Source organism: Metapseudomonas phytobenefica (assembly GCF_043392685.1).
Taxonomy (GTDB): domain Bacteria; phylum Pseudomonadota; class Gammaproteobacteria; order Pseudomonadales; family Pseudomonadaceae; genus Metapseudomonas.
Genome location: NZ_JBHZGM010000037.1, coordinates 1 through 23,184, shown reverse-complemented (window position 1 = coordinate 23,184; position 23,184 = coordinate 1). Strand labels below are relative to the sequence as shown.

Sequence of the window (23,184 nt, the reverse complement as noted above, 5' to 3'; positions counted from 1 at the left end):
ACAGGATCGCAGGTCGGACCGCGTCAGGAAATCGTCGGGGCGACATCGACGGACAGCCGGCGCCCCGTGTGGGGTCATTCGCCGCGGTCTTCCAGGCGGGCCAGGCGGGCTTCCAGATCGGCGACCCGGGCTTCCAGCTCTTCGATGCGGGCGTCGGCTGCGGCGCGCGCCTCGCCACCCCGTTCCGGCTGGCTGGCGCGGGCTTCGAGCAGAGCCTCGAGATCGGCCGGCTCGCCCATCAGGTGCATGTAGCGGTCTTCACGCTGGCCGCCCTGGCGCGGCATCAGCATCGCGAGGCCGCGGGCGATCAGACGTTCGAGCTGGTGGCGGACATGCTCGGTGTCGTCGAAGTCGGCCATGCGGTTGCTGCGGGTCAACAACTCGCCAAGGGTCTGCGGGCCGCGCAGGAGCAGCAGACCGATGAGGATCAGCTGCGGCTGCACCAGTTCCAGGGCCTTGTCCGCGCGCTGTTCCCAACGGTCGGCGCGGCTGCCCATCACCAGTTTCACCAGGCCACGCGATTCGAGATTGCGCAGCGACTGGCCGGCCTGGCCGGGAGTGACGTTCATCACCGGCTCGCGGCTGGTCTTCTGGTTGCAAGCCAGCACCAGGGCGTTGAGGGTCAGCGGGTAGGACTCGGGGGTGGTGGCCTGTTTCTCGATCAGGCTGCCGAGGAGCCGGACCTCGATGGCGTTGAGCGGCGCGTCGGCGAACTGGGCATGGATCTCGGTGGACATAGCACTATCCGTCTACTGAAAAGTGCCACTAGCCTAGTCTCCGCCGGCTAGCGAGAAAAGCGCTGCACCAGGAAGTCGATGAAGGCCCTCACCTTGGCGGGCAGTCGGCGCCCCGGCGGGCACACCGCGTAGATCTGCGAAGCGGGCAGCGGATAGTCCTGCAGCACCTCCACCAACCGGCCACTGGCGAGATGTTCCTCCAGCAGGAAGCGCGGCAGCGACACCAGCCCGAGGCCGTCCATCGCCGCCTGCGCCAGCACCTCGCCGTTGTTGGCGATCAGCCTGGGCCGCACCGTCACCGAACGCCATTCCTGCCCCATGAGGAATTGCCACTGGCTGCTGTTGGCGCGGTTCTTGTAGCCCAGGCACCGGTGCTCGCGCAGGTCGTCGGGCACGTGCGGGGTGCCGTGTTCGGCGAGGTAGCCGGGGCTGGCGCAGATGGCGTGGGGGCACGGTCCCAGCTCGCGGGCCACCAGGGTCGAGTCCGGCAGGCGGCCGATGCGCAGGGTGAGGTCGTAGCCTTCGTTGACCAGGTCCACGTAGCGGTCGTTCAGGTCCAGCTCCACCTCCAGGCCAGGGTGGGCCTGCATGAACTCGTTGAGGGCCGGCGACAGGTACTTGAGCCCGAACGACATCGGCGCCGCCAGCCGCAGCCGTCCGCGCAGCTCGTTCTGCAGGCTGCGAGTGGCCTCCTCGGCCTCGGCCAGATCACGAAGAATGCGCTGGGTGCGCTCGAAATAGTCCAGGCCCGTCTCGGTCAGGCTGAGGCGCCGGGTGGTGCGATTGAACAACCGGCATTCCAGGTGCCGTTCCAGCGCACTCATGCGCCGGCTGACCACCGACTTGGCGATGTTCAGGCGCTGCGCCGCCGCCGAGAAGCCGCCGGCCTCGACCACGACCACGAATACCCGCATATCTTCGAAGAGGTTCATATCTGGCTGCCTGTGGGGAGCGATGAGCATTTATCGCAGGGCCGACAGGATTGGGCATTGGCATTTGCTAAGGAATAGTCGATGCAGGCCAATCTGTTGTGGGGGCGAATTCATTCGCGAAGGGCAGCGCAGCTACCCCTTGGGACCACAGGGCGTATCTTCGGTCCGCACAGCGATTGAAATCGCCCCCCACAAAAAGAGCGGCCCTAAGCATCAGCGCAGAAGCACCACCCGCCCCTCGACCACGCCCACCGCCACCGCCTCCAGCCGGTTGCCTTCGCAGGGGCCTTCGATGCACTGGCCGTCCTCGAAGCGGAACAGGGCGCTGTGGTGGGCGCACATCAGTACCCGGCTGCGATAGGTGCAGAACTCGCCGGGGCGGAAGTCCAGCGGCACCGAGAAATGCGGGCAGCGGTTGCGGTAACCCCAGACGTACCCGCCACGGCGCACCAGCACCAGTGGCAAAGCCTGGCCCTCCAACTCGGCCTCCAGGGCCAGGGCGCCGCCGTCGGCAATGTCCTCCAGCGCACAGAGCGGGTTCATCCGCGCAGCTCCGGGTTGCCCAGGCCCCAGTTCCAGGGACGGATCTCGATGTGCTCGAACAGCCCGGCGCGCACATAGGGGTCGTCGCCGAGAAAGGCCTGCACCTCAGCCAGGCTCATCGCCTCCACCACCAGCAAAGTGCCGTTCATGCGGCCATTGCCGTGATCCAGCGTGGGGCCACCGAGGCGCACCACGACCCGGTGCGGATAGGGATTGCGCAGGTGCTCGCGATGGGCCGGACGCACCAGGTTGCGCAGGCCGATCTGATTGGGCTTGTCGGTGGCGAAGACGGCGAAGTACTGGCTCATCGGATTCCGCGCTCCAGCACGAAGTCGTAGCTGGCCAGGCGGAACACTCCGTCGAAACCGTATTGCTCCGCAAGGGGATGGTTCGCCTGGCACGGCTGGTAGATCACCTTGAGGGAATCCTTGACGCCGAACACCACGTCCGACTCCAGGTAGGGGTCGTCATGGTTGAACAGGTGGGTGACCAGGGTGCGATGCCCCGGCGCCATCACCATGAAATGCAGGTGCGCCGGCCGCCACGGGTGGCGGTCGCAGGCTTGCAGCAGGCGTCCCACCGGGCCGTCGGTGGGAATGGGATAGCTCACCGGCAAGGTGGTGCGAATGGCGAAACGCCCTTGCGCGTCGGTGCGATAACGCCCGCGCAGGTTGGTCAGGGGCTGTTCCGGGTCCTGCCCGGAGTACATGCCGTTCTCCGCGGTCTGCCAGACATCCAGCAGCGCGTCGGCAATGGGCTCGCCTGCCGCATCCAGCACCCGGCCCAGCACCAGGGCCGGTTCGCCCCGGGTGAAAGCCATGTTCTCGCCGTAGTCTCGCTCGGGCATGCCGGCAATGTAGAACGGCCCGAACACCGTGGTTTCGGTAGCCGATTCGCAGGCACGGTGGTTGATGGCGTCCACCAGCATGGACAGGCCGATCACATCCGAGAGCAGGATGAATTCCTGGCGCACGGTGCCGTCGCACTTCTTGCCGGTATCGGTGAGGAAGCGGATGCCTTCCAGCCATTCCTCTTCGCTCAGTTCCACTTCGCTGGCGAAGGCGTGGAGGTGCCGCACCAGGCTCTGCACCACCTGGCGCAGACGCGGGTTGGGCGTGTTGGCGAAGGCGGCAACCGCCTGGGCGGAAATCTTCGCTTCGTTGCTCGGGATGTTGTTCATCTTGTGTTCCCGTGGGTCCAGGTTTGCTTAGCCGTAGGGTGCGCCGTGCGCACCGAAACCTCCGTGCAGGCGATCTGGTGCGCGCGGCGCACCCTACGAGCGACGTCAGGCCGGCGGCAGGCCCTGCCAGGCGCGCACGAGCATGGCTTCGATAGCGTCCTGCTCGAACGGGCGCGGGTTGTAGTAGGGGCTGGAACAGGCGATCAGCGCCGTCTCCGCCGGTCCTTCCTCGGGCAGGCCGATTTCGGCCAGGGAGGCCGGAATGCCCAGTTTCTGGTTGAGGGCGAAGATCAGAGGCCCCACCTCCTCCGCTTCCTGCCCGCCCAGGGCACGCGCGGCGCGGCGCAGCGGCTCGGCGGCAGCGTCGTGGTTGTAGTGGGCGGCATGGGGCAGCACCACCGCATGGGCCTGGGCATGGGGCAGGTTGAAGGTGCCGCCCAGGGTGTGGCAGAGCTTGTGGTGGACGGCCATGCCTACCGAACCCAGGCAGATACCGGCCAGCCACGCGCCGTAAAGCGCGCGGCTGCGGGATTCGGCGTCCTGCGGATCGGCCACCACGCCCGGCAGCGCCTCGGCCAGGGCGCGGATGGACTCTTCCGCCATCAGCGTAATGATCGGATTGGCGTCCTGGGCGTAGAGCGCCTCCACTGCGTGAGCCATGGCGTTCATACCGGAGCAGGCGGAAATCGCCGGCGGCAGGCTCAGGGTCAGCTGCGGGTCGTAGACCACGGTTTTCGGCAGCACGCGGACGTCGCGACCGGTCTTCTTCAGGCGGTTCTCGGTCAGGCCGTAGATGGGCGTCATTTCCGAACCGGCATAGGTGGTCGGCACCGCGAGAATCGGCAGGCCGGACTCCAGGGCGATGGCCTTGCCCAGGCCGATGGTGGAACCACCGCCGATGGCCACGCAGCAATCGGCATCCAGTCGGGCCGCTTCGGCGCGGGCCGCGCGGGCCACTTCCACCGGCACATGCATCACCGCCTCGGGGTAAACGCCGGCAGCGCGCTCACCGAGGATCGCCGCCACCCGTTCGCCGAGGTGCCGTTGTTCCGGGGTGGTGAGGATCAGCGCGCGGCGGGCACCGAGTGCGTCCAGTTCCTCGGCCAGCGAGTCCAGCTTGCCCCAGCCGAATACCACGCGGGATGCCAGGCCTTGGTAGATGAATGGATTCATGGTCAACCTCAGCGCTTGAAATGGGGCGGAATCTTCGCGTCCACGTTGACCCACACGGAGCGGGCCTCGGTGTAGTCGTGGATGGCTTCAAATCCCATCTCGCGGCCATAGCCGGACTGGCCGACGCCACCGAAAGGGCTGCCGGGGCTGACGCGTTTGTAGCAGTTGATCCAGCACATGCCGGCGTGAATGTTCGCCGCCATGCGGTGGGCGCGCTGCAGGTCGCGGGTCCACAGGCCGCTGCCAAGCCCGTACTGGGTGCCGTTGGCGATTGCCAGGGCTTCTTCGTCCGTGGAGAAGCGCAACACGGTGACGAAGGGTCCGAATACTTCTTCCTGGGCCACACGGTGGTCCGGCTGGGCTTCCACCACCGTCGGCTCGACGTAATAACCGCCGGCTAGCGCCGGGTCGCTGGGCGCCTTGCCGCCAGCGAGGACGCGCCCGCCCTGCTCACGGGCGATGTCGACATAGGCCAGCACGCGATCGCGGTGCTGCGCGGAGGTCAGCGGCCCCATCTCGGTTTCCGGGTCCAGCGGGCTGCCCAGGCGGATGGAGCGCGCCAGCGCGATGAAACGTTCGAGGAACTCGTCGGCGATGCGCTCGTGCAGGATCAGCCGCGAACCGGCGATGCAGGCCTGCCCCTGGTTATGGAAGATCGCCCAGGCGGCGCCATTCACCGCGGCCTCCAGGTTGGCGTCCTCGAAGACGATATTGGCGCCCTTCCCGCCCAGCTCCAGTTGCACGCGCTTGAGGTTGCCCTGTGAGGCCTCGACTATGCGCCGGCCGGTGGCGGTGGAGCCGGTAAAGGCGATCTTGCCCACGTCCTCGTGCTCGGCCAGGCGCTGGCCGGCGGTATGTCCGTAACCCGGCACCACGTTGACCACGCCATCGGGGAAGCCCACTTCCTTCATCAGTTCGGCGATGCGCAAGGTGGACAGCGGCGTGATCTCCGACGGTTTGATCACCACCGTGTTGCCGGCGGCCAGCGCCGGGCCCATCTTCCAACTGGTGAACATCAGCGGGAAGTTCCACGGCACGATCTGGCCGACCACGCCGATGGGCTTGCGCTGCACGTAATTGAGGAAACCGGCTTCCACCGGGATCACCGCGCCTTCGATCTTGTCGGCCATGCCGCCGAAGTAGCGGAAGCAGGCAGCGGTGCGCGGCACGTCCAGGCTGCGGGAGTCGCGAATCGGGTGGCCGGTGTCCAGGGATTCCAGCTGGGCCAGCTCTTCGAGGTGTTCCTCGATCTTGTCCGCCAGCTTCAGCAGCAGGCGCCCACGCTCGGCGCCAGACAGTGCGGCCCAGGCCGGGAATGCCCGCTTGGCGGCGGCCACCGCCAGGTCGACGTCCTCGGCTTCGGCGGCAGCGATATGGGTAATCAGCGAGCCGTCGTTAGGCGACAGGACTTCGATGGTCCCGCCCTTCAGGGCCGGTACGAAGCGGCCGTCGATGAAGAGTTGGTTCTGCATGGGAAAAGCTCTCCGGGCGCCGCTGGTGAACCGCGACACCTATGTGTGACGTGAAGTGGCTCCCTCTCCCCTTCGGGCAGAGGGTTGGGGAGAGGGGCAATCAAGCACCGGAGCTGGCCGGCCTACCCTCTTCCCCGCCCCCTCTCCCGCACGCGGGAGAGGGGTGTCATGGCCTCAGAACTCCACCGGATACGGCGCAAGTTCGCCGCTCTCGTAGCGCTGCGGCAGGTCAGGCGTGGCGTTTTCCCACACCAGCAGCATGGAGCGCTTGGTGGAATAACCCTGGTGACGGATGTCCGCCGGCATGGCGCAGATATCGCCGGGACGCATGGTGATGCGGGCACGCGGCGCGCCGTCGTCCTTGTCGGCCACATCCCAGATGATTTCGTCGGACAGCTGCAGGAACCACTCCACGCGGTCGTTGCCGTGGAACACCGGGAGGATGAACTCCTCGGTGGTCGGGCAGAACAGGCTGGCCTTGCACACCGAGCTCACCGAGGGGTTCCAGGTCACGTCGGAGCGGGACAGGTACTTGTACAGGTTGAAGGCATGCAGCTCGCCCTCGAAGCCTTCTGCGGCGTGGATTTCCGGCTCGTCCTGGGGCACATCGGCGAACTGGCGGTTCACCGGCAGGTCATTGCGCAGCGGCGAGTCGTCCGGCAGGCCGGGCATGCGCCGGGTGGCCACGCGGAAGCGCTCGATGGCCTCGATGTTGTCGCCGTTCTTGCGGCCGAAGGCGCTGCCGGTTTCTTCCGGCGCGGCGAAGGGGTCGAAACCGGCGTTGGTCCAGTCCCGCAGGATGGCCTTGAAGGTAGCCATGATCTTCGGCGTTTCGAACTGCTCGGTGTAGTCGACGCCCGCCTCGCGCAGCACGCCGTTGAAGGTGCCGGCGTAGAGGTCGACCTTGCCGTAGTGGTTGCGGGTACCTATCACTTCGTCGAAGTTCACCCAGCCATAGAAGAAGCCCCAGGCCACGTCGCGCATGGTGGCACGCAGGAAGGCATCAACGGGGATCAGGTGGGAGCGCGTCTGGCCCTTGGCCGGCCACTGGATGCGCACGAAGTATTCATCGCGGGACAGGGTGAAGGCGCCCAGCTTGAAGCTGCGGTAGCCGGTGACTGGGTCAGGCTGGCTGGCTTCGACTTCATCGGCGGCGAAGCTGGCGGAGGTGTCGAGGGTTTCGAGCATGGCCATGGTGGATGTCCTCTTGTTCTGGTGGTGGGTCGGGGCGGTCACTTCAGGCAGATGTCTGCCCACTTCTCCACCGACAGCGGTCCCTTGATGGTCTGCAGCAGGAGCACCGAAGGCCGGGCGCTTTCGAAGCGGTAGGCGCAACCGGCCGGCAACAGGGCCTGGTGACCGCGCTTGAGCAGGACGTAACCCATGGGGCGGCCCTTGGGCTGCTCGCCAGCCAGGCGAGTGCCTTCGCCGTCGGCCAGCGATTCGTCCAGCTTGAGGAAATCCACCCGCACCTCGCCGTCCACCGAGATGGCGAATTCGTCGTGGGCGGCGGTGTACCAGGGCGAGGTGCCTTCGGCACGCAGGGTCTCGATGACGTAGCCAAGGTTCAGGCCGACCACCACCTTTTCATAAGGGGCGGAGCGGCTGGCAACGTCAAAGATGTTGGAGAAGGCATAGTGGCGGGCTTCGCCCTGGATGATCTCGATCGATCCCATGCGATGGTCGTCGAGCGAGCCGAAGACAGTTCGGTACGCGGCAGTGCTCATCTCATTCACCGTTTGTTGTTGTAGTGGGTGGGTGAACGTTACGAGCGTCCCCGGCAAGCAACAATTCCAGCACAGGCGACAACAGTGTTTGCAAAACGCGAACAGTGCCGCAGCGCCTCTGGAACGGTACTTTCAGGCAGGACAGCGAGCCTGGCCGCGCAAGAAAAGATGTATCAGGGGAGACGATGGAAGACGTCTATCACCCAAATTAATCGAACTAATCGATTATTCAAATTCATGAAAAAAGCCCTTCCATTCGGCGTAACAACGCTCAAGATAAACGCCTAACTATTTGTTTTTATTAGCACTCACACAATTATCATCGGCGTCGATGGTAACCATCACGCAGCTTCACTTCTTCATCGAAATCACATCGGTAACATGGGCCCCGTAGACGAATTCCAACCCTTACCGAGGTGCCCGAAAATGAAAAAGCAAATCCTTGCCAGCCTGTTCATCGCCAGCCTGTCCGCCACCGCCTTTGCCCTGCCCCAGGGTGCCGTTGTCGCTGAAGGCGGCTCCGATCGCACCAGCATCCACCGCGTAGCCGAAGGCGGCGCCGACCGTACCGGTGCCAACCGTATCGCTGAAGGTGGTTCTGACCGTACCAATGGTTTCCGCGTAGCCGAAGATGGTTCCGAGCGCTCCCAGTCCCTGCGCGTCGCTGAAGGCGGTTCTGATCGCACCAAGGCCTTCGACGTGGCCGAAGGTGGTTCCGAGCGTTCCCAATCCCTGCGCGTCGCTGAAGGTGGTTCTGATCGCACCAAGGCGTTCGACGTAGCTGAAGGTGGTTCCGACCGCACCAAGGCGTTCGATGTAGCTGAAGGTGGTTCCGAGCGCTCCCAGTCCCTGCGAGTTGCCGAAGGCGGTGCCGACCGCACTGGCGCCAACCGCATCGGCTGATCCCGGAGCAGCGTTCAGAGGCAGGCAATCACGATGTATGCATTCCCTCGAAAGGCAGAAGGCGCCACTTGTGGCGCCTTCAGTCTTTTTGGGAAGCGGAAAACCCGGGCTGTCGGATGTGGGGGCGATTTCAATCGCTATGCGCACCGCAGGTTCGCCACACAGCCTCGACGGGGCAGCTTCGCCGACCTTGGCGAATGAATTCGCCCCCACAATCGACAGTCAGCCCTGGGCGAGCCGCGCTTTCCACCGGCCGCACTGAAGACATCGCCCTTACTTCACCATGCTCAGGCGCTTGTCGGTGAACACGCAGATCACCCCCGCCTCGTTGTACATGACCTGGTGATTGAAGTCGCAATAGGCCGCCGCCACGCTCAGCGGCAGGGCCTGGTTGACCGCCTTGCCCGCCTTGAACCAGGACATCTGCCCGGGCTTGCACAACTTGGCCTCGGCATCGGTGCTGTAGGTGCAGAGCACCGCCTGGTCGATGGGTTCCTCTTTCATGCAACCAGCCAGTGGCAAGGCCGCCAGGCCAATGAGCGCGAGTTTCTTCAAAGGGGTCATGGATAGCTCCGTAGTGGGACGATCCGCCGAATCTGCGGACCCGGGACCTTTGATCCGTGGCCACGCACCGGGTTCCGCGACGGGATCAGCTATAGCCGGTGTACAGCAGCAATCCCCAGGACATCAGGAAGATCGCCGCCACTCCAACCAGATAATAGACACCTGCCAGCAGCAGTCTGGCGGACAGCGGGCGAGGTGAATCGTGGATCAGCGGCAGCGCCGAAATAGCCGGCACCAGGAACATGCCGAAGGTGCTCAGGCTGGAGTTGAACAACCAGTTGATCTGGAAGAATTCATGGAGCAGCTGGGCGAGAAAGATGAACAGCACGGGCGACCAGATCGGAGCGACCAGCAGCAGCGCTTCTACCGGATCCCGAAATGAATGTTTCTGCTCGCTCTGAACGCCCATTTCGCCCCCTGCTTCAGGTGGCCCAAGGTTCTTGTCTGCGTTTTTGTGTGAGGCTAGCCAAGCCTGCATCCAGTGCAAGCCCGTGCCGACCTTAGCCGACATGCTGCTACCCGGCGGTCATGGCCGGCACAGGGTCTATAGTCGTTGGAGGCCTTTTTCCCGTTCAACGCCCCACCGGAGACCCATCATGGATACCAGCCGCCATTCCCTCAGCGCCCTTTTCGACCAGCTCGGCCTGCCCTCCGGCAAGAGCGACATCGAGCGCTTCGTCACCAACAACCGACTGGCGGTGGGCCAGCCCCTGCCGGACGCGCCGTTCTGGAACCAGGCCCAGTCCGCCTTCCTGCGCGATGCCCTTCTGGAAGATTCCGACTGGGCCGAGGAAGCCGACGAACTGGCGGTGCTCCTGAGCAAATGAGCGGAGCGCAAAAAGACGTTCGCCCAGATTCACCCCTACAAAAGTCGTGCACCCCTACAGGCAGAGCAAATGACATGGCCCCCGATAAAACCATCGATGGGAATGATGTTCATCATCACCCCCTTTCAATTCCGCGCTGGCTGCCCCGGCGGCACTATCGCTCCATCGGCCCTGCGGCCAATCGGAACGAGACCAACGCCATGCCTGCCGACCCTCGAATCAGCGACGGCCTGTACCAGGTCACCCACGTCACCCTCGACGAACTCCGCCTGCACTTCGAAACCGAAGTGGTGATCGGCCTGGAAGATGGCCGCCTGGCCGTGCGCCAGGCCCCGACTCCAGTGGCCGAGCGCAAGGCCCTGCGCGAGCTGATCTGCGCCGCCCAGGCAGCCTGAATCAGGCCTGCTGCACCTGCCGAGGCAACGGCAGCCTGTAGATGCGCTGCCCCACCGCCGCGTAGAGGGCATTGGCCACCGCCGGCGCGATAGGCGGCACACCCGGCTCCCCTACCCCGGTCGGCGCTTGCGTCGATGGCACGATGTGCACCTCCACCACCGGCATCTCGTTGATCCGCAACACCTGGAAGTCGTGGAAGTTGGATTGCTCGACCACGCCTTCCTTCAGGGTGATGGCGCCGTGCAGCGCGGCCGCCAGGCCGTAGCCGATACCGCCCTCCATCTGCGCGCGGATCACATCCGGATTGATCGCCAGGCCGCAGTCCACCGCGCAGACCACCCGATCCACCTTGAAGCTGCCATCGGCCCTGACCGTCACCTCCGCAACCTGGGCGACGAAGGAGCCGAAGGACTCGTGCACCGCGATGCCCCGGCCACGCTTCTCGCCTTCGCCCCCCGGTTTCAGCGGCTGGTCCCAGCCGGCCTTCCGCGCGGCCAGTTCCAGCACACCGAGATGGCGCGGCTTCTTGCCCAGCAGCGCGTGACGGTAGGTGTAGGGGTCCTTGCCTGCGGTGGTGGCTGCCTGGTCGATCAGGGTTTCCACCGCATAGGCGGTATGGGTGTGGCCCACCGAGCGCCACCATTGCACCGGGACGCTGATGTCATCCGGCGTATGCAGCTCCACCTGCAGGTTGGGCACCGCATAGGACAGGTTGGCCGCGCCCTCCACCGAGGTGCGGTCGATGCCGTCCTTCACCATCGCGGCCTCGAAGGCCGTGCCCTTGAGGATGGACTGCCCCACCACGCGCTGATGCCAGCCCTGCAGCCGGCCTTCGGCGTCCAGCGCCAGGCGCGCACGGTGCAGGTAGGCCGGGCGGAAGAAGCCGCCGTGGGTGTCATCCTCGCGGGTCCAGACCAGTTTCACCGGCACGTCGTGCCCCTTGGCACGGGCCGCCCTGGCGATGGCCACCGCCTCCAGCAGGTAATCCGACTGCGGATTGGCGCGACGGCCGAAACTGCCGCCGGCGTAGAGCTGGGTGATGCTGACCTTCTCTGCCGGAATGCCCAGGTACTTGGCAATCGCCAACTGGTCCGCCGTCTGGAACTGCTCGCCGTTCCACACATCGCACTGGCCGGCGGACATCTTCACCAGGCAGTTCATCGGTTCCATGGCGGCGTGGGCCAGATAGGGGAACTCGTAGTCAGCCTCGATCAGCCTGGCCGGTTGCGCCAGGGCCGCCGCGATGTCGCCCTGCCTGCTGGCGATCCGTCCTTCCGTGCTCGCCGCCTCGCGGTAGCGGGCGAAGATCTCGTCGCTGCCCAGTCTGAAAGCCTTGCTTTCATCCCATTCCACCACCAGGGCGTCACGCCCCTGGCGCGCGGCCCAGGTGTTCGTCGCCAGCACCGCCACGCCGGCCCGGCCATGGGGCGTGTCCTTGAACTCCACCACTTCGACCACGCCGGGCACGGCCTTGGCCTTGCTCGCATCGACAGTCTTCGGCACGCCACCGAAACGCGGCGGATAGGCGACCACTGCCACCAGCATGCCGGGCAGCTTGAAATCCTGGGTGAAGGTGGCGCTGCCGTCGGTCTTGTCGGCGCTGTCCTTGCGGGACAGGCGCTCCTGGCCGATCAGCGTGAAGTCCTCGGGCGACTTGAGCCTCACCTCGTTCGGCAGCGGCTGGCGCGCCGCGGCCTCGGCCAACTCGCCAAAGCCGGCCTGCCTGCCGGACGCGGCATGGCTGACCACGCCCTTGCTCACGCTGATCTCCGCGGCCGGCACCTGCCATTGTTCGGCGGCGGCCGCCACCAGCATGGCGCGGGCGCTGGCACCCGCCTTGCGCATCTGCTCGAAGGAATTGGCGATGGCCGAGCTGCCGCCGGTGCCCTGCATCGGGCCGAAGGCGAGGTTGTTGTAGAGCGCGGCGTTGGCCGGCGCGCCCTCGACGCGCACCTGGCTCCAGTCGGCATCCAGTTCCTCGGCCAGCAGGGTGGCCAGGCCGGTGTAGGCCCCCTGCCCCATCTCCACATGCTTGGCGAGGATGGTCACGCTGCCATCGCCGGCGATACGGACGAAGGCGTTGGGTGTGAAGGGTTCGGCAGTAGCAGCCAGCGCTTCGCCACCCCGCAGCAGGGGAGCGAAGGCAATGCCGAGGGCAAGGCCGCCGCTGCCCTTGAGGAAGGTGCGCCGGCTGAGGTTGAGAATGCCGCTGGCCGCCCGGGTTCCGGTTTCGAAGGTGCCCATGTCGATTCTCCTCAAGCCAGGCTGCCGGCAGCTTCGTGGATGGCCGCGCGAATCCGCACGTAGGTGGCGCAGCGGCAGATGTTGCCGCTCATGGCCGCGTCGATATCGGCATCGCTCGGCTTCGGCTTGCCCCGCAGCAGCGCGGTGGCGGACATGATCTGCCCGGACTGGCAATAACCGCACTGCACCACGTCGAGCTTGCGCCAGGCAGCCTGCACGGCCTTGCCCACCGGGTCTTCGGCCACCGCCTCGACCGTGGTGATCTTCTTGCCCACCACCGCCGAAACCGGCGTGACGCAGGAGCGCGTCGCCTGTCCGTCGATATGCACCGTGCAGGCGCCGCACAGGGCCATGCCACAGCCGTACTTGGTGCCGGTCAGGTTGGCGACGTCGCGCAGGGCCCACAGCAGGGGCATGTCAGCGAGCACGTCGAGTTCGTGGTCGTTGCCGTTCAGGTTGAGCGTAATCATCAGGTTCACCACCTCTGTCTGGATGGTTCAGGAAAAGCCGCCCGGCGTCGCCGGGCAGGAATTCAGGGTAAGGCTGGTACGGGTCGCCCCTGCCGGGGCGATTTCACGCCGACTGGCGCAGGCGCGCGATGTCCCGCACGGGCGGCGCGCCGAACAGCCGGCTGTATTCGCGGCTGAACTGCGAAGGGCTTTCGTAGCCCACCCGGCCACCGGCGCTGGCGGCGTCCAGGGCTTCCACCAGCATCAGCCGGCGTGCCTCCTGCAGACGCAACTGCTTCTGGAACTGCAGCGGGCTCATGGCCGTCATCGCCTTGAAATGGTGATGCAGCGCCGAGGTGCTCATGTTCACCTCGCTGGCCAGGCGCTCGATCTGCAGCGGCTGATGGAAGTTCTTGCGCAACCAGTTCACCGCCCGGCTGATGCGATGCCCCTGGGTGCCGCTGCTGGCGATCTGGCGCAGCTGCGCGCACTGCTCGCCGCGCAACAGGCGATAGAGAATCTCGCGGCGCACCAGCGGCGCCAGCGCAGAGATGTCTTCGGGGGTATCCAGCAGCCGCACCAGGCGCAGCACGGCGTCCTGCAGCGAATCGCCCAATCCGCTGACCGACAGGCAGCGCGGACAGGACTGCGGCGCGGGTATGGGAATCGGCAGTTCCATCAGCAGACTGCTGATTTCCTTGGGGTCGAGGTCCAGGCGCAGGCTGAGATACGGCACCTCGGGGCTAGCCTCGATGACCTGGCCGATCACCGGCAGGTCAACGGACACCACCAGGTATTGCGACGGCCCGTAGTAGTAGGTCTCCTCGCCCAGCAGCACTTTCTTGCGCCCCTGCACCACCAGGCCCAGGGCCGGCTCGTAAAGGCAGTGCAGCGGCTCGCTGGGCTGGGTCGCGCGATACAGGATGAGCCCCGGAATGGCCGTTTCCAGCAGGCTGCCCTGGCGGGTGAATCGTTCAATGATCCGCACCAGCTCCTGCTGCTGGCGCGCGGCGGAATCGGATTCCTGAGTGGCGAGGAATGCTTGTGCATTCATGGCTTTGACCCTCCGGGAAGATGGGCCAACTCTACCCACGGCTTGCAGACTCGTCTCGCGTCTGGAAGCGGTTCTGGAGGATCAGGCAATAATCCAGCAGGATTTGGCTATCGACCCGACCGCCTCGCGCGGCACACTGCCCAACATTCCACAACAAGAAAGATTCGGGGCGGACCCAAGGGCCCGCCCCGCCTTCCTCAGTCGGCAACCTTCATCACCACACGCCCACCTGCCGGGCAGGTTTCCATGTGACGGTTGGCCTCGACGAAGTCCTCGAACGCGAATACGCGATCAATCGGAGGCTTCAACAGATGATCGCGGGTCATCTGGTTGATATGGTCCAGCGCCCGCTTGACCGAAGCCTCGTTGGCCTCGATGCCCAGCTCCGGAGAACCGGTGAAGTCGAGTACGCAATGACGATAGAACTGCAGATGCTTCTTGAACGCGGCGCAGGCCGGGAACGCGGTGTCGTTGCCGCCGTTGCAGCCGTAGATCACCAGCTTGCCGCGCTGTGCGGCGACATCGCCCAAAAGCTTCATCTGCTGGCCGGCGCACTGGTCGAGAACGATTTCCACGCCCTTGCCCTGGGTGAAGCGCTCGACCTCCAGAACCAGGTCCTGCTCTTCAGTGATGATGATCTTGTCGGCACCCAGTTGCTTGAGGAAGGCACGGCTTTCCGGGCGGCTGCTAGAGGCGATGACCTTGGCACCCAGCGCCTTCGCCAGCTGGACGGTCTGCGGCGCCAGGCACTGCCCGGCTTCGGTGACCAGGACATTCTGGCCTGGCTTCACACCGCCCAGGTCGACCAGGGCGAAATAGGCCATCAGCAGAGCCGTGTAGTGCACGCAGGCTTGCTCCGGCGTCAGGACGTCGGGGTAGGCGACCAGACCGTTGTGCGGCATCAGCACCAAGTCGCCCCAGGCCGGATGCCGGCTCGGCGTGCTGGCCGGGAAGCTGGCAACGGGAGTGCCGACAGCGAGGTCGTCAACGCCCTCGCCAACGGCTTCCACGATGCCGGCCATCTCCGAGCCAAGGCCGGAAGGTAGTTGAGCCACTTGTTCGGCCGCCAGGTTCTGCCGCCAGAGCACGTCCCTCCAACCCACACCCAGGGCCTGGGTACGCACCAGCACTTCGCCCGGCCCCGGAACTGGGGTCGGCAGCTCGTCCAGCTGGAGGACTTCGGGGCCTCCGAACTGATGGAAACGGATCATGCGGGACATCACATACCTCGCCTGTGATTCTTCATAACCACGGACTCTATCCGGGCTTTATTCACAAAACCACCCGCAGCCATTGATAGTCGTCATAAACGGCGATGATGCGAGCCTTGACGACAGGACCGGGGAATTGCACCTTTCACACATCAATTACGGATAATTCCATGAACCGGAACGATCTGCGAAGAGTTGATCTCAACCTTCTTATAGTGTTCGAGACGCTCATGCACGAGCGCAGCGTGACCCGCGCAGCCGAAAAGCTCTTCCTCGGCCAGCCGGCGATCAGCGCAGCGCTGGCGCGGCTGCGCACCCTGTTCGACGATCCGCTGTTCGTCCGTACCGGACGCAGCATGGAGCCCTCGGCGCGGGCCATGGAGATCTTCGCCCTGCTCTCCCCGGCCCTGGATTCCATCTCCACCGCCGTCAGCCGGGCCGCCGATTTCGATCCGGCCACCAGCAATGCGGTGTTCCGCATCGGCCTGTCGGACGACGTGGAGTTCGCCCTGCTCCCCGCCCTGCTCCGCCGCCTGCGCGCCGAAGCGCCCGGCGTGGTGCTGGTGGTGCGGCGCACCAACTATCTGCTGATGCCCAACCTGCTGGCCTCCGGCGAGATTTCCGTGGGCGTCGCCTATACCGAAGAGCTGCCGGCCAACGCCAAGCGCAAGACCTTGCGCCGCTCCAGGCCCAAGGTGCTGCGCGCCGATTCGGTGCCCGGCACGCTGAGCCTGGACGACTACTGCGCACGGCCCCACGCCCTGGTGTCCTTCGCCGGCGACCTGGGCGGCTTCGTCGATGAAGAACTCGCCAAGCTGGGCAAGTCCCGCAAGGTGGTACTCGCGGTGCCGCAGTTCAACGGCCTCGGCACCCTGCTTGCCGGCACCGACCTGGTGGCCATGGTGCCGGACTACACCGCCGCCGCCCTGACCGCCGCCGGCGGCCTGCGTGCCGAAGACCCGCCCATGCCGACCCAGTCCTTCGAGCTGTCCATGGCCTGGCGCGGCGCCCAGGACAACGACCCCGCCGAGCGCTGGCTGCGTTCGCGCATCCAGATGTATTGCGGCGATCCGGATAGCCTGGAATAACCCCCGCCTGCACTTCTGTTGCTTTTCCTGTGGGGGCGAATTCATTCGCTAAGGGTTGCGCAGCAGCCCCTCAGGCAAGGCAGTCCTGCGGACTGCATAGCGAATGAATTCGCCCCCACAATGTTCCCACCTCTACTTTCCCGCTGATCAACAAATCCATAACCCCACCCTGATCAATCACTTCCAGTGATATTCATCTTCAGGGCATTCGATTCGTCTGGTCGAATCCCAGCTTGCAGACTCCGCCCATTCAAAAAAAACCAATTGGCGGAGCTGTCCCATGGAAGCATTTCACAAGAATCTCTGGCGTTATCCCCTTACCCTTGCTGCAGCAGTGGTACTGGTCGCCTGTGGCAAGGCACCGGAAGCCAACCTCAACCGCGCAGCCCCGAAAGTCACCGTCGCCGCGGTGATCGAGCAGCCCCTCAACGAGTGGGATGAGTTCACCGGCCGCCTGGAAGCCCCCGAATCCGTCGAAATCCGCCCGCGCGTTTCCGGTTACATCGACCGCGTGGCCTTCGACGAAGGCAGCCTGGTGAAGAAAGGCGACCTGCTGTTCCAGATCGACCCGCGTCCCTTCGAGGCTGAGGTCAAGCGCCTGGAAGCCCAGCTGCAGCAGGCCCGCGCCAACCAGACCCGCGCTGCCAACGAGGCCCGCCGCGGTGAGCGCCTGCGTCAGAGCAACGCCATCTCCGCCGAACTGGCCGATGCCCGCACCAGCGCTGCCACCGAAGCACAGGCCGCCGTCGCCGCCACCCAGGCGGAATTGGACAACGCCAGGCTCAACCTCAGCTTCACCCGCATCACCGCCCCCATCGATGGCCGCGTCAGCCGCGCCGAGATCACCGAGGGCAACCTGGTCAACGCCGGCCAGTCGCTGCTGACCTCGGTGGTGTCCACCGACAAGGTCTACGCCTACTTCGACGCCGACGAGCGCGCCTTCCTCAAATATGTGGAGCTGGCCCGCAAGACCGGCTCCGACACCCGCGCCGCCAGCCCCGTCTACATGGGCTTGTCCAATGAAACCGGCAACCCGCACCTGGGCCAGCTGGACTTCCTCGACAACCAGGTCAACCCGCGCACCGGCACCATCCGCGGCCGCGCCGTGTTCGACAACAAGGACGGCCGCTTCACCCCCGGCCTCTACGCCCGCATCAAGCTGGTGGGCAGCGAAACCTACCCGGCCGCACTGATCAAGGACGAAGCCATCGGCACCGACCTGGGCAAGAAGTTCGTCCTGGTGCTGGGTGAGGACAACAAGGTGGCCTACCGCGCCATCGAGCTGGGGCCGAAGCTGGAAGGCCTGCGCATCGTCCGCCATGGCCTGGCCAAGGGCGAGAAGATCGTCATCAACGGCCTGCAGCGCGCCATGCCGGGAGCCCCAGTGGAACCGGAAGCCGTGCCCATGGCCGACGAAGCCACCCTCGACCAGCTGGCACGCCTGCGTCAGTCCGTAGAAGAGCGTGACGCCCCGCGCCTTGCCGAGCAGAACACCAGCAAACCTTCCGCCGGTCCGCGCGGCTGAGGTAGCACACCATGAATTTTTCCCAGTTCTTCATTCAGCGGCCGATCTTCGCCGCCGTGCTGTCGCTGCTGATCCTGATCGGCGGCGCCATCTCGCTGTTCCAGCTGCCCATCAGTGAATACCCGGAAGTGGTGCCGCCGACCGTGGTGGTGCGCGCCACCTTCCCCGGCGCCAACCCCAAGGTGATCGGTGAAACCGTCGCCTCGCCGCTGGAACAGGCCATCGTCGGCGTGGAAGGCATGCTCTACATGTCGTCCCAGGCCACTAACGACGGCAAGCTGAGCCTGACCGTCACCTTCGCCCTGGGTACTGACCTGGACAACGCCCAGGTGCAGGTGCAGAACCGCGTCACCCGCACCATGCCCACTCTACCCACCGAGGTGCAGCGCCTGGGCGTGACCGTCGACAAGTCCTCCCCGGACCTGACCATGGTGGTCCACCTGACCTCGCCGGATGACCGCTACGACATGCTCTATCTGTCGAACTACGCGGCGCTCAACATCAAGGACGAGCTGGCACGCCTGGAGGGCGTGGGCGACGTGCAACTGTTCGGCATGGGCAACTACTCCCTGCGCGTCTGGCTCGACCCGAACAAGGTGGCCTCGCGCAACCTCACCGCCACCGACGTGATCAACGCCATCCGCGAACAGAACCGCCAGGTGGCCGCCGGTGCGCTCGGCGCTCCGCCGGTGGACGGTGGCAACAGCTTCCAGCTCTCCATCAACACCCAGGGCCGCCTCGTTACTGAGGAAGAGTTCGAGAACATCATCATCCGGGCCGGCGACGACGGAGAAATCACGCGTCTGAAGGACATCGCCCGCGTCGAGCTGGGGTCCAACCAGTACGCCCTGCGTTCGCTGCTGAACAACAAGCCGGCGGTCGCGATTCCGGTCTTCCAGCGCCCCGGCTCCAACGCCATCGACATCTCCGATGCGGTGCGCGCCCGCATGGCCGAGCTGAAGCAGAAGTTCCCCCAGGGCATGGACTACGAAATCGTCTATGACCCGACAATCTTCGTGCGCGGCTCCATCGAGGCGGTGGTCCACACCCTGCTCGAAGCCATCGTGCTGGTGGTGCTGGTGGTGATCCTGTTCCTGCAGACCTGGCGTGCCTCGATCATCCCGCTGGCGGCCGTGCCGGTATCGCTGATCGGCACCTTCGCAGTGATGCACCTGTTCGGCTTCTCCCTCAACGCCTTGTCGCTGTTCGGCCTGGTGCTGGCCATCGGCATCGTGGTGGACGACGCCATCGTGGTGGTCGAAAACGTCGAACGGAACATCGGCCTCGGCAGATCGCCCATCGAGGCCACCCGCCAGGCCATGAAGGAAGTGACCGGCCCGATCATCGCCACCGCCCTGGTGCTGTGCGCCGTGTTCGTGCCGACCGCCTTCATCTCCGGCCTCACCGGTCAGTTCTTCCAACAGTTCGCCCTGACCATCGCCATCTCCACGGTGATTTCGGCCTTCAACTCCCTGACCCTGTCGCCGGCCCTGGCCGCCGTGCTGCTGAAGGATCACCACGCGCCCAAGGACCGCTTCTCGCGCATCCTCGACAAACTGCTGGGCCGCTGGCTGTTCAACCCGTTCAACCGCGTCTTCGATCGTGCCGGTTTCGGCTACGTCGGGACCGTACGTCGCGTACTGCGCAGCAGCAGCATCGCCATGCTGGTCTATGGCGGCCTGCTGGTGCTCGGCTACCTGGGCTTCTCCAGCACCCCGACCGGCTTCGTGCCGCCCCAGGACAAGCAGTACCTGGTGGCCTTTGCCCAACTGCCGGACGCCGCCACCCTGGACCGCACCGAAGCGGTGATCAAACGCATGTCGGAGATCGCCGCCAAGCACCCGGGCGTGGAGAACTCGGTGGCCTTCCCGGGCCTGTCCATCAACGGCTTCACCAACAGCCCGAACAGCGGCATCGTGTTCACCCCGCTCAAGCCTTTCGATGAGCGCAAGGCCCCGTCCATGTCCGCCGGTGCCATCGCCGCCGAGCTGAACAAGCAGTTCGCGGACATCCAGGATGCCTATATCGCCATCTTCCCACCGCCGCCCGTGCGGGGCCTGGGCACCATCGGCGGCTTCCGCCTGCAGGTGGAGGATCGCGGCAACCTGGGCTACGAGGAGCTGTACAAGCAGACCCAGAACGTCATCGCCAAGGCGCGCCAGTTGCCGGAGCTGAACCCCATGTCGCTGTTCACCAGCTACCAGGTCAACGTGCCCCAGGTGGATGCCGCCATCGACCGCGAAAAGGCCAAGACCCACGGCGTGGCCATCAGCGACATCTTCGACACCATGCAGGTGTACCTGGGCTCGCTGTACGCCAACGACTTCAACCGTTTCGGTCGCACCTACCAGGTCAACGTCCAGGCCGACCAGCAATTCCGCATGGAGCCGGAGCAGATCGGCCAGCTGAAGGTCCGCAACAACCGTGGCGAGATGGTCCCGCTGTCCACCTTCGTCAAGATCGACAGCACCTCGGGCCCTGACCGCGTAATGCACTACAACGGCTTCATCACTGCCGAGATCAACGGCGCGGCCGCCCCAGGCTACAGCTCCGGCCAGGCTGAGGCGGCGATCGAGAATCTGCTGAAGGAAGAACTGCCCAACGGCATGACCTATGAGTGGACGGACCTGACCTACCAGCAGATCCTCGCCGGCAATACCGCGGTGTTCATCTTCCCGCTCTGCGTGCTGCTGGCCTTCCTGGTGCTGGCCGCCCAGTACGAGAGCTGGAGCCTGCCGCTGGCGGTGATTCTGATCGTGCCAACCGTGCTGGTGTCCGCCATTGCCGGGGTGATCATGGCCGGCAGCGACAACAACATCTTCACCCAGATCGGCCTGATCGTACTGGTGGGCCTGGCGTGCAAGAACGCCATCCTCATCGTCGAGTTCGCCAAGGAGAAACAGGAAGAAGGCCTGGACCGCGTCGCCGCCGTCCTGGAAGCCTGCCGCCTGCGTCTGCGCCCGATCCTGATGACCTCCATCGCCTTCATCATGGGCGTGGTGCCCCTGGTGCTGTCGTCCGGTGCCGGCGCGGAAATGCGCCATGCCATGGGCGTGGCGGTGTTCAGCGGCATGATCGGCGTGACCTTCTTCGGCTTGCTGCTGACCCCGGTGTTCTACGTCCTGATCCGTGGCTTCGTGGAAAAACGCGAAGCCCGCAAGGCCTCCCGCGCCCAGAAACTGAAGGAAGCCCACGCATGATGTACAAGGCTTTTGCCCCTGCCCTGCTGGCCCTGGCGCTCTCCGCCTGTGCCGTAGGCCCGGACTACAAGGCCCCGGAAAGCGAGCCCGCGCGGCTCGCCGCGGCGGATGCCGTGAAAGTCGACCGTTCGCGCTTCGAGAGCCTCTGGTGGCAACAGTTCGACGACCCGACCCTGAACCAGCTGGTGCAGCAGTCGCTCCAGGAAAACCGCGAGCTGCGCGTGGCCTTCGCCCGCCTCAAGGCAGCCCGCGCCATCCGCGATGACGTCGGCAACGACCAGTTCCCGGTGGTCACCGCCGGCGCCAGTGCTGTGATCGGCAAGGGCCAGCAGCCGGGCCAGACCGAAGAGCGGGTCAATGCCGAGCGTTACGACCTGGGCCTGGACATGGCCTGGGAACTGGACCTGTTCGGCCGCATCCAGCGCCAGATCGAAGCCAGCGAAGCGGAAACCGACGCGGCCCAGGCCGACCTGCAACAGCTGCAGGTGAGCCTGATCGCCGAGTTGGTGGACGCCTACGGCAACCTGCGCGGCGCCCAGCTGCGCGAGCGCATCGCCCGCGAAAACCTGGAGAACCAGCGCGAGTCCCGCAGCCTGACCGAGCAACTGCGCGATGCCGGCGTCGGCAGCGAACTGGACGTGCTGCGCGCCGATGGCCGCCTCGCCGCCACCGAAGCCAGCCTTCCGCAATTGCAGGCCGAGGAAGCTCGCGCCCGCAATCGCATCGCCACCCTGCTCGGCCAGCGTCCGGAACAACTGACCGTGGACCTCTCGCCCAAGCCGCTGCCGGTGATCGCCAAGGCGCTGCCCATCGGCGATCCCGCCGAGCTGCTGCGCCGCCGTCCCGACGTGCGCTCCGCCGAGCGCCAGCTGGCCGCCGCCACTGCCGGTGTGGGCGTGGCCACCGCCGACCTGTTCCCCCGCGTGAGCCTGTCGGGCTTTCTCGGCTTCACCGCCGGACGTGGCTCGCAGATCGGTTCCTCCGCCGCCCGCGCCTGGGCCGTGGCGCCGACCATCTCCTGGGCCGCCTTCGACCTCGGCAGCGTGCGGGCGCGGATCCGCGCCTCGGAAGCCGACGCCGAGGGCGCACTGGCCAACTACGAACAGCAGGTGCTGCTGGCCCTGGAGGAATCGGAAAACGCCTTCAGCGACTACAGCAAGCGCCAGGAGCGCCTGGTGTCCCTGGTGCGCCAGTCGGAAGCCACCCGCGCCGCCGCCGAACAGGCTGCCGTGCGCTACCGCGAAGGCACAGTGGACTTCCTCGTGCTGCTGGACGCCGAACGCGAACGCCTGGCCGCCGAAGACGCCCAGGCCCAGGCCGAAACCGATGTCTATCGCGGCATCGTCGCTATCTACAAGGCCCTCGGCGGCGGTTGGCAGCCGCAGGCCTGATCCCTTCCTCCCTTGCCCGGCCCGGCCGGCAACTTCGCCTCGCGGAGTGGTGCTCCTCGCCGCGGGGCTTTTTATTCAGGTTCGCGTGGGCATCCGCGGGTGACCGGCAACGCCGGCCGCCCGGGGCCCACGGACCACGTCAAGGACGGCCGTAACGAATTCGGAGATTGCTCTGGATACCCCAACCCTTGATCTCGATAGGAGACCCACCATGAAAACCCTGATCACTTCCGCCACCCTGCTTGCCGTAACCCTTTGCGCCGGTAGCGCCCTGGCTTCGGGCGGCGGCGACCGCACCGTCGCCCGCTACGAGAAGCGCCTTGCGCAGATCGAACAGCAGCGCAAGGTGCAGGAAGAAGTCGCGCAGCAGAAAGAGCTCACTGAAAAAGCCAAACGTGGCTGAAGCAACCGAGAAGGGACGGGTTCGCCTGTCCCTTCTTATTGGGTGCGCCAGGCATGGCGCGTAGCGCCGTGACTGGCGCTGTTCGGTTCACTGTGGTGGTGAACTGGACGACTTGGAGGTGGAAGTCCTCTGCACGCCCGGCAAGGGGAAGTGCTAGCGGAAGGC

23 protein-coding genes are annotated in these 23,184 nt (G+C 65.6%); 8 read left to right on the top strand and 15 right to left on the bottom strand.

Annotation, left to right across the window (positions count from 1 at the left end; genetic code table 11):
- Positions 1 to 74 precede the first annotated feature (74 nt).
- The 9 genes from ACFW0B_RS22595 to ACFW0B_RS22555 all read right to left on the bottom strand — a co-directional run bounded on the left by ACFW0B_RS22595 (position 75) and on the right by ACFW0B_RS22555 (position 7,764).
- Positions 75 to 737: a YceH family protein gene (locus ACFW0B_RS22595; protein WP_449151215.1), complete on the bottom strand. Its 663-nt coding sequence runs from the start codon at positions 735 to 737 to the stop codon at positions 75 to 77.
- 47 nt (positions 738 to 784) lie between these two features.
- The gene (locus ACFW0B_RS22590; protein ID WP_449151214.1) at positions 785 to 1,669 is read right to left on the bottom strand and encodes a LysR family transcriptional regulator; all 885 of its coding nucleotides are present in this window, start codon (positions 1,667 to 1,669) and stop codon (positions 785 to 787) included.
- Positions 1,670 to 1,882: 213 nt separating this feature from the next.
- The gene (locus tag ACFW0B_RS22585; protein WP_449151213.1) at positions 1,883 to 2,212 is read right to left on the bottom strand and encodes a Rieske (2Fe-2S) protein; all 330 of its coding nucleotides are present in this window, start codon (positions 2,210 to 2,212) and stop codon (positions 1,883 to 1,885) included.
- Positions 2,209 to 2,520: a YciI family protein gene (locus ACFW0B_RS22580; protein ID WP_449151212.1), complete on the bottom strand. Its 312-nt coding sequence runs from the start codon at positions 2,518 to 2,520 to the stop codon at positions 2,209 to 2,211. Before ACFW0B_RS22580 ends, ACFW0B_RS22585 begins: the two co-directional genes overlap by 4 nt.
- A complete protein-coding gene (locus ACFW0B_RS22575; protein WP_449151211.1) occupies positions 2,517 to 3,392 on the bottom strand; it encodes an intradiol ring-cleavage dioxygenase in 876 nt (291 codons plus the stop codon). The genes ACFW0B_RS22580 and ACFW0B_RS22575 overlap by 4 nt, the downstream gene beginning before the upstream one ends.
- Positions 3,393 to 3,497: 105 nt before the next feature.
- On the bottom strand, positions 3,498 to 4,565 hold the full coding sequence (locus tag ACFW0B_RS22570) for a maleylacetate reductase (RefSeq protein WP_449151210.1): 1,068 nt from the start codon (positions 4,563 to 4,565) through the stop codon (positions 3,498 to 3,500).
- Positions 4,566 to 4,573: 8 nt separating this feature from the next.
- Entirely contained in the window at positions 4,574 to 6,037 is a 1,464-nt protein-coding gene (locus ACFW0B_RS22565) for an aldehyde dehydrogenase family protein (protein ID WP_449151209.1), read from the bottom strand.
- A 174-nt stretch (positions 6,038 to 6,211) separates the two neighbouring features.
- Positions 6,212 to 7,231 carry a hydroxyquinol 1,2-dioxygenase gene (locus ACFW0B_RS22560; protein WP_449151208.1) on the bottom strand — a complete coding sequence of 340 codons (1,020 nt, stop codon included), beginning with the start codon at positions 7,229 to 7,231 and terminating at the stop codon, positions 6,212 to 6,214.
- Between the two features lie 38 nt (positions 7,232 to 7,269).
- Positions 7,270 to 7,764, bottom strand: a complete 495-nt coding sequence (locus ACFW0B_RS22555; RefSeq protein ID WP_449151207.1) for a cupin domain-containing protein — start codon at positions 7,762 to 7,764, stop codon at positions 7,270 to 7,272.
- Between the two features lie 426 nt (positions 7,765 to 8,190).
- Between ACFW0B_RS22555 and ACFW0B_RS22550 the strand changes: the two genes are divergently transcribed.
- Positions 8,191 to 8,667: a hypothetical protein gene (locus ACFW0B_RS22550; protein ID WP_449151206.1), complete on the top strand. Its 477-nt coding sequence runs from the start codon at positions 8,191 to 8,193 to the stop codon at positions 8,665 to 8,667.
- 273 nt (positions 8,668 to 8,940) lie between these two features.
- Here the strand turns inward: ACFW0B_RS22550 and ACFW0B_RS22545 are convergent, their stop codons facing one another.
- Together ACFW0B_RS22545 and ACFW0B_RS22540 are read right to left on the bottom strand one after the other, a co-directional pair.
- Positions 8,941 to 9,231, bottom strand: a complete 291-nt coding sequence (locus ACFW0B_RS22545) for a hypothetical protein (RefSeq protein ID WP_449151205.1) — start codon at positions 9,229 to 9,231, stop codon at positions 8,941 to 8,943.
- An 85-nt stretch (positions 9,232 to 9,316) separates the two neighbouring features.
- Positions 9,317 to 9,742 carry a hypothetical protein gene (locus tag ACFW0B_RS22540; RefSeq protein WP_449151204.1) on the bottom strand — a complete coding sequence of 142 codons (426 nt, stop codon included), beginning with the start codon at positions 9,740 to 9,742 and terminating at the stop codon, positions 9,317 to 9,319.
- 85 nt (positions 9,743 to 9,827) lie between these two features.
- Between ACFW0B_RS22540 and ACFW0B_RS22535 the strand changes: the two genes are divergently transcribed.
- Together ACFW0B_RS22535 and ptrC are read left to right on the top strand one after the other, a co-directional pair.
- A complete protein-coding gene (locus tag ACFW0B_RS22535) occupies positions 9,828 to 10,058 on the top strand; it encodes a DUF2789 domain-containing protein (protein WP_449151203.1) in 231 nt (76 codons plus the stop codon).
- Positions 10,059 to 10,258: 200 nt separating this feature from the next.
- Positions 10,259 to 10,453: a type III secretion system co-regulatory protein PtrC gene (ptrC, locus tag ACFW0B_RS22530; RefSeq protein ID WP_449151202.1), complete on the top strand. Its 195-nt coding sequence runs from the start codon at positions 10,259 to 10,261 to the stop codon at positions 10,451 to 10,453.
- Between the two features lies 1 nt (position 10,454).
- Here ptrC and ACFW0B_RS22525 read toward each other — a convergent pair whose 3' ends face one another.
- The 4 genes from ACFW0B_RS22525 to ACFW0B_RS22510 form a co-directional block, all read right to left on the bottom strand.
- Entirely contained in the window at positions 10,455 to 12,698 is a 2,244-nt protein-coding gene (locus tag ACFW0B_RS22525; protein WP_449151201.1) for a xanthine dehydrogenase family protein molybdopterin-binding subunit, read from the bottom strand.
- 11 nt (positions 12,699 to 12,709) lie between these two features.
- Complete coding sequence (locus tag ACFW0B_RS22520; protein WP_449151200.1) at positions 12,710 to 13,168, bottom strand: (2Fe-2S)-binding protein; 459 nt, start codon at positions 13,166 to 13,168, stop codon at positions 12,710 to 12,712.
- Positions 13,169 to 13,271: 103 nt separating this feature from the next.
- Complete coding sequence (locus ACFW0B_RS22515) at positions 13,272 to 14,201, bottom strand: AraC family transcriptional regulator (RefSeq protein WP_449151199.1); 930 nt, start codon at positions 14,199 to 14,201, stop codon at positions 13,272 to 13,274.
- Between the two features lie 197 nt (positions 14,202 to 14,398).
- On the bottom strand, positions 14,399 to 15,421 hold the full coding sequence (locus ACFW0B_RS22510) for a zinc-dependent alcohol dehydrogenase family protein (protein WP_449151198.1): 1,023 nt from the start codon (positions 15,419 to 15,421) through the stop codon (positions 14,399 to 14,401).
- A 161-nt stretch (positions 15,422 to 15,582) separates the two neighbouring features.
- Here ACFW0B_RS22510 and ACFW0B_RS22505 point away from each other — a divergent pair, with 161 nt between their 5' ends.
- The 5 genes from ACFW0B_RS22505 to ACFW0B_RS22485 all read left to right on the top strand — a co-directional run bounded on the left by ACFW0B_RS22505 (position 15,583) and on the right by ACFW0B_RS22485 (position 23,019).
- Positions 15,583 to 16,500 carry a LysR substrate-binding domain-containing protein gene (locus tag ACFW0B_RS22505; protein WP_449151197.1) on the top strand — a complete coding sequence of 306 codons (918 nt, stop codon included), beginning with the start codon at positions 15,583 to 15,585 and terminating at the stop codon, positions 16,498 to 16,500.
- 280 nt (positions 16,501 to 16,780) lie between these two features.
- Positions 16,781 to 18,025 (top strand): multidrug efflux RND transporter periplasmic adaptor subunit MexE, encoded by a 1,245-nt coding sequence (gene mexE / locus ACFW0B_RS22500; RefSeq protein ID WP_449151196.1) that lies wholly within the window; start codon positions 16,781 to 16,783, stop codon positions 18,023 to 18,025.
- 11 nt (positions 18,026 to 18,036) lie between these two features.
- Entirely contained in the window at positions 18,037 to 21,225 is a 3,189-nt protein-coding gene (locus ACFW0B_RS22495) for an efflux RND transporter permease subunit (RefSeq protein WP_449151195.1), read from the top strand.
- Positions 21,222 to 22,616 carry an efflux transporter outer membrane subunit gene (locus ACFW0B_RS22490; protein ID WP_449151194.1) on the top strand — a complete coding sequence of 465 codons (1,395 nt, stop codon included), beginning with the start codon at positions 21,222 to 21,224 and terminating at the stop codon, positions 22,614 to 22,616. Before ACFW0B_RS22495 ends, ACFW0B_RS22490 begins: the two co-directional genes overlap by 4 nt.
- A gap of 211 nt (positions 22,617 to 22,827) precedes the next feature.
- On the top strand, positions 22,828 to 23,019 hold the full coding sequence (locus ACFW0B_RS22485) for a hypothetical protein (protein WP_449151193.1): 192 nt from the start codon (positions 22,828 to 22,830) through the stop codon (positions 23,017 to 23,019).
- Positions 23,020 to 23,184 lie beyond the last annotated feature (165 nt).

Bases quoted from the DNA above. Each gene is read 5' to 3' on its own strand.
- ACFW0B_RS22595 (WP_449151215.1), bottom strand. From the start codon at position 737: ATGTCCACCGAGATCCATGCCCAGTTCGCCGACGCGCCGCTCAACGCC.
- ACFW0B_RS22590 (WP_449151214.1), bottom strand. From the start codon at position 1,669: ATGAACCTCTTCGAAGATATGCGGGTATTCGTGGTCGTGGTCGAGGCC.
- ACFW0B_RS22585 (WP_449151213.1), bottom strand. From the start codon at position 2,212: ATGAACCCGCTCTGTGCGCTGGAGGACATTGCCGACGGCGGCGCCCTG.
- ACFW0B_RS22580 (WP_449151212.1), bottom strand. From the start codon at position 2,520: ATGAGCCAGTACTTCGCCGTCTTCGCCACCGACAAGCCCAATCAGATC.
- ACFW0B_RS22575 (WP_449151211.1), bottom strand. From the start codon at position 3,392: ATGAACAACATCCCGAGCAACGAAGCGAAGATTTCCGCCCAGGCGGTT.
- ACFW0B_RS22570 (WP_449151210.1), bottom strand. From the start codon at position 4,565: ATGAATCCATTCATCTACCAAGGCCTGGCATCCCGCGTGGTATTCGGC.
- ACFW0B_RS22565 (WP_449151209.1), bottom strand. From the start codon at position 6,037: ATGCAGAACCAACTCTTCATCGACGGCCGCTTCGTACCGGCCCTGAAG.
- ACFW0B_RS22560 (WP_449151208.1), bottom strand. From the start codon at position 7,231: ATGGCCATGCTCGAAACCCTCGACACCTCCGCCAGCTTCGCCGCCGAT.
- ACFW0B_RS22555 (WP_449151207.1), bottom strand. From the start codon at position 7,764: ATGAGCACTGCCGCGTACCGAACTGTCTTCGGCTCGCTCGACGACCAT.
- ACFW0B_RS22550 (WP_449151206.1), top strand. From the start codon at position 8,191: ATGAAAAAGCAAATCCTTGCCAGCCTGTTCATCGCCAGCCTGTCCGCC.
- ACFW0B_RS22545 (WP_449151205.1), bottom strand. From the start codon at position 9,231: ATGACCCCTTTGAAGAAACTCGCGCTCATTGGCCTGGCGGCCTTGCCA.
- ACFW0B_RS22540 (WP_449151204.1), bottom strand. From the start codon at position 9,742: ATGTCGGCTAAGGTCGGCACGGGCTTGCACTGGATGCAGGCTTGGCTA.
- ACFW0B_RS22535 (WP_449151203.1), top strand. From the start codon at position 9,828: ATGGATACCAGCCGCCATTCCCTCAGCGCCCTTTTCGACCAGCTCGGC.
- ptrC (WP_449151202.1), top strand. From the start codon at position 10,259: ATGCCTGCCGACCCTCGAATCAGCGACGGCCTGTACCAGGTCACCCAC.
- ACFW0B_RS22525 (WP_449151201.1), bottom strand. From the start codon at position 12,698: ATGGGCACCTTCGAAACCGGAACCCGGGCGGCCAGCGGCATTCTCAAC.
- ACFW0B_RS22520 (WP_449151200.1), bottom strand. From the start codon at position 13,168: ATGATTACGCTCAACCTGAACGGCAACGACCACGAACTCGACGTGCTC.
- ACFW0B_RS22515 (WP_449151199.1), bottom strand. From the start codon at position 14,201: ATGAATGCACAAGCATTCCTCGCCACTCAGGAATCCGATTCCGCCGCG.
- ACFW0B_RS22510 (WP_449151198.1), bottom strand. From the start codon at position 15,421: ATGTCCCGCATGATCCGTTTCCATCAGTTCGGAGGCCCCGAAGTCCTC.
- ACFW0B_RS22505 (WP_449151197.1), top strand. From the start codon at position 15,583: ATGAACCGGAACGATCTGCGAAGAGTTGATCTCAACCTTCTTATAGTG.
- mexE (WP_449151196.1), top strand. From the start codon at position 16,781: ATGGAAGCATTTCACAAGAATCTCTGGCGTTATCCCCTTACCCTTGCT.
- ACFW0B_RS22495 (WP_449151195.1), top strand. From the start codon at position 18,037: ATGAATTTTTCCCAGTTCTTCATTCAGCGGCCGATCTTCGCCGCCGTG.
- ACFW0B_RS22490 (WP_449151194.1), top strand. From the start codon at position 21,222: ATGATGTACAAGGCTTTTGCCCCTGCCCTGCTGGCCCTGGCGCTCTCC.
- ACFW0B_RS22485 (WP_449151193.1), top strand. From the start codon at position 22,828: ATGAAAACCCTGATCACTTCCGCCACCCTGCTTGCCGTAACCCTTTGC.